Raw genomic sequence first — 3,046 nt, forward strand, 5'->3', positions numbered from 1 at the left:
TGCCCCTGTGCCTCAGCGGTGCAGGGGTGGAGGGAGGAGGTGAGAGAGTGATGCATTGTAGAGATCCATAATAAAAGAATAAAGAAGCGAAAGAACGAAAAAACGAAGAGGGGGTGTAGTATGCGAAGGGAAATTATTGAATTGATGTTAATGTTTAGAGCGGATGTTTTAGATTTAGAAACGAAGGTAGTGTTTATCTCTGAGAGTGACTTCATAAGAATGAAAGAGTTCCTAAGAGAGTTTCAAGAGATGTTAAGTAAGCACTCGCAGAAAGCCTCAGAGTTAGAAAGCAAGATTGACGCAATGTTAAAAATCTAAAATCAAAGGAGGAGGTGGAGCGATGATTGAGACAAAAGAGCAGTTTACAGAGAGAATGAAATTAGAGTTTGTTTTTTTGATAGGGAGATTATACCACTCTCTATCGGAGCTGAAGTGGGGAGGGTTATTGAAAGAATGCAGTTTGGAATTAATCATAGATTTTTTGCAAGAGTTTCAAGATATGTTAAAGACAAGTCAGAGGGAGGCAAGTGAGTTAGAGGATCTAATAAAGCAGAGAATGTTAAAATATCAAAACACAGAGGAGGGAGGAAATGATAAAAAGTAGATTATTCGATGAGATGGAAAAAAGAGGATATAAGCCCACTGAAATATTTGAATTGACAGAGTTTGATCAGTGGGTCAATGATGCAATGAGGGAAGATTTATTGCAATTTGGGGAAGGGTTTTTTGGACTACAATTCTGGAGTTGGAGAATATATGAAGCACCATTTGAGAATGTGAAGAATTTTCAATTCGATATGGTTTTTAGAAACGAAGATAAAGAGAGAGTGTTTGAGGTTATTGAAAAGTATGAGAAAAGAGAAATTGACGCACGAGAGTGTGTGCACAGAATATCAGAGATGGCAGTCTTCCATTGCATTTGGGTTTAATAAAACACTAAGGAGGTGGAGCGATGCGCATTAGCAAGAGAGATCCGTTTCAATGGTTTTTGAGCAATTTCGGAGTGGGAGGTGTAAGCAATTATACCGATGAGCAAGTAAGAGATATTCTGAAAGCTCTGAGGCTTATTCTTGAAAATGCTGGTTATACAGAGTTAGAATGGCTGGGTAAATTCCTAATGAAGTTAAGTGATTACCCAAAAGCAACAGAGAAATTTTTGGACGCTTTGATTGAGTTAGGTTATTAATCAATTATCACATCGCCCCCTTTGCGGGGGCGGGAGGTGGAGCGGAGAACAACCCTAAACAAAGGAGGTGATACTATGCGCTGAGGGAGGAGTGTCTAATTGACAGTATAGCTCAGTTGTAAAAAAAATCAAGAGGGAGGGATCGCTATGGTCGCAGAAAAAAGTGAGTTATTGGCACAAATTTTAGAGAGGTATCATCAGATTAATGGTCGCAAGATAATTGAGAGTTTGAAGAAATTTGAGTTTAGAGATGATGAAGAAAAATTTGCGGGTGCATGCTTGAAAGGAGCAGTTGAATATTTTGAAAAGAAAGGTGGCGAAATGACCGACGAGGAGTTTTTAGCGTTATTAGTAAGATTGGTCATAATGTATTTTGTAGAGGTGAAGCACCATTCAGAAATGTGGTATTTACTTTTGTCTGCATTGCTCCCAAAGGAGTTTCAGATGGCTAAAATGAGCGAGGTCGTTAGGAAACTGGAAGAGCAATTTATAGAATACATGGAGATGATATCTCAGATAAGAGGAGATGATGGGATCCGAGATGCGGTGTTGGTATTCTTATTCAAAGAGAACGCTGATTTTGCCTTGTCGGTGTTAACCACCATCGAGGGGAAAGTTGACCAAATTAGTAAGATGTTTAATTAGTAAGGCTCGAGGGGGATTTTTTAATCCCCCTCTTGACAAAAAGAAAAAGTCAAGTTATATTTTAAAAAAAACGAAGAGGAGGAAAAGCGATGCAATTAATAAAAATTGGCAACAAAGTAATCAATCTACAAAATGTTAAATTCGTCGAGTTATCAAAGAACAGCTCTGAAAGAGAAATTCGGTTCTATTTTGTAGATGGAAGCTTGAGTTATTGTAGGTTAGGGGCAGATGAAATAGATATAGAGTTCGATGCAGTATGGCGTTACTTTACCAATTTAGAAGTGATAAGCTAAAAAACAGAGGAGGTGGAGCGATGAGAGAGATGCAAGGCCCAAAGTATTTGACTTTATGGAAGGATGGAAGATGGGTCTTCCTTAAAAGGGAAGACTTTGAGTGCCAAGGGTTCGTGAAAAAAATCACGAAGTGGTTTAGAAAATTAATTAGGAGATAAACTACAGATTAAAGCCCCTGTAGCTCAATAGGACAGAGCATGGGACTTCTAATCCCAAGGTTGGGGGTTCAAATCCCCCCAGGGGCTTAGGAGGAGAGTATGGCAGAGCCAGTGATAATTTTTAGAGTGTCTAAATGGTTCTTAGAAAGAATAAATGATTATTGCAAAGAAGAGCAGTTATCTTATACAGAATTGTTAAATAGAGCAATTGTCCATTTGTGTAGAAAATATTTAGGAGAGGACTATGCCGAAAGAAAAAACAGTCGAAGGAAGAATAGGGTCTAATGTTGACCCTATTCTATATAGGAAGCTATGTAAAATCGCCCGAATGTTTGGACGAACGAAGTCAGATTTATTAAAAGAGGGTATTTGGGAGTTAATAACTCAGCAAAAAAATCAAAAAAAAGGAGGTGCGGGTATGCTTTACATTTTAAACACGCTTGTTATACCTGTTGATTTGCAAGAGAAGGATCGGTATTTAGTTGAGATTTTAAAAGTGGATTTAAAGACGGCGAAGGGACTTATCAAGAGGAACTCTTTTGTATCGGCAGTCGGTCATGAGGCGACTGCTAAAGTGTTGTCAGAGTTATTAGGGGTGGAAATTCCCTACAATCGCATTGCGGTTAAAATGAAAGAGGGCGACAGTGCCCTTCACTTTGTCCTTAGAACCCGATTGCCAGAGGGCAAAGTGCTGTCAGAAGAGGAGCTCAAAGCTTTAGATTTTGATTTTGTTTTCAGCAAAGTTTATTAAATTGAAGCAAGGA

At 38.6% G+C, this 3,046-nt stretch carries 9 protein-coding genes and 1 tRNA gene; all 10 read left to right on the top strand.

Annotation, left to right across the window (positions count from 1 at the left end; all coding sequences use genetic code 11):
- Nucleotides 1-120: 120 nt before the first annotated feature.
- The 10 genes from JHC30_06235 (at nt 121) to JHC30_06280 (ending at nt 3,033) form a co-directional block, all read left to right on the top strand.
- Nucleotides 121-318: a hypothetical protein gene (locus JHC30_06235; GenBank protein MCI4463750.1), complete on the top strand. Its 198-nt coding sequence runs from the start codon at nt 121-123 to the stop codon at nt 316-318.
- A gap of 22 nt (nt 319-340) precedes the next feature.
- On the top strand, nt 341-604 hold the full coding sequence (locus JHC30_06240; GenBank protein MCI4463751.1) for a hypothetical protein: 264 nt from the start codon (nt 341-343) through the stop codon (nt 602-604).
- Entirely contained in the window at nt 591-929 is a 339-nt protein-coding gene (locus tag JHC30_06245; protein MCI4463752.1) for a hypothetical protein, read from the top strand. Before JHC30_06240 ends, JHC30_06245 begins: the two co-directional genes overlap by 14 nt.
- A 23-nt stretch (nt 930-952) precedes the next feature.
- Nucleotides 953-1,186, top strand: a complete 234-nt coding sequence (locus JHC30_06250) for a hypothetical protein (GenBank protein MCI4463753.1) — start codon at nt 953-955, stop codon at nt 1,184-1,186.
- Between the two features lie 147 nt (nt 1,187-1,333).
- On the top strand, nt 1,334-1,831 hold the full coding sequence (locus JHC30_06255; GenBank protein MCI4463754.1) for a hypothetical protein: 498 nt from the start codon (nt 1,334-1,336) through the stop codon (nt 1,829-1,831).
- A gap of 89 nt (nt 1,832-1,920) precedes the next feature.
- Nucleotides 1,921-2,124 (top strand): hypothetical protein, encoded by a 204-nt coding sequence (locus tag JHC30_06260; protein ID MCI4463755.1) that lies wholly within the window; start codon nt 1,921-1,923, stop codon nt 2,122-2,124.
- Nucleotides 2,125-2,144: 20 nt separating this feature from the next.
- Entirely contained in the window at nt 2,145-2,282 is a 138-nt protein-coding gene (locus JHC30_06265) for a hypothetical protein (GenBank protein ID MCI4463756.1), read from the top strand.
- Between the two features lie 13 nt (nt 2,283-2,295).
- Nucleotides 2,296-2,369 (top strand) — tRNA-Arg (locus JHC30_06270).
- Nucleotides 2,370-2,381: 12 nt separating this feature from the next.
- Nucleotides 2,382-2,567 (top strand): hypothetical protein, encoded by a 186-nt coding sequence (locus JHC30_06275; GenBank protein ID MCI4463757.1) that lies wholly within the window; start codon nt 2,382-2,384, stop codon nt 2,565-2,567.
- Nucleotides 2,527-3,033 carry a DUF1874 domain-containing protein gene (locus JHC30_06280; GenBank protein ID MCI4463758.1) on the top strand — a complete coding sequence of 169 codons (507 nt, stop codon included), beginning with the start codon at nt 2,527-2,529 and terminating at the stop codon, nt 3,031-3,033. The genes JHC30_06275 and JHC30_06280 overlap by 41 nt, the downstream gene beginning before the upstream one ends.
- Nucleotides 3,034-3,046: the final 13 nt, after the last annotated feature.

Source organism: Caldisericum sp. (assembly GCA_022759145.1).
GTDB lineage: Bacteria > Caldisericota > Caldisericia > Caldisericales > Caldisericaceae > Caldisericum.

Coding starts and splice junctions, on each gene's coding strand:
- JHC30_06275 (MCI4463757.1), top strand. CDS start 2,382: ATGGCAGAGCCAGTGATAATTTTTAGAGTGTCTAAATGGTTCTTAGAA.
- JHC30_06260 (MCI4463755.1), top strand. CDS start 1,921: ATGCAATTAATAAAAATTGGCAACAAAGTAATCAATCTACAAAATGTT.
- JHC30_06265 (MCI4463756.1), top strand. CDS start 2,145: ATGAGAGAGATGCAAGGCCCAAAGTATTTGACTTTATGGAAGGATGGA.
- JHC30_06245 (MCI4463752.1), top strand. CDS start 591: ATGATAAAAAGTAGATTATTCGATGAGATGGAAAAAAGAGGATATAAG.
- JHC30_06235 (MCI4463750.1), top strand. CDS start 121: ATGCGAAGGGAAATTATTGAATTGATGTTAATGTTTAGAGCGGATGTT.
- JHC30_06240 (MCI4463751.1), top strand. CDS start 341: ATGATTGAGACAAAAGAGCAGTTTACAGAGAGAATGAAATTAGAGTTT.
- JHC30_06280 (MCI4463758.1), top strand. CDS start 2,527: ATGCCGAAAGAAAAAACAGTCGAAGGAAGAATAGGGTCTAATGTTGAC.
- JHC30_06255 (MCI4463754.1), top strand. CDS start 1,334: ATGGTCGCAGAAAAAAGTGAGTTATTGGCACAAATTTTAGAGAGGTAT.
- JHC30_06250 (MCI4463753.1), top strand. CDS start 953: ATGCGCATTAGCAAGAGAGATCCGTTTCAATGGTTTTTGAGCAATTTC.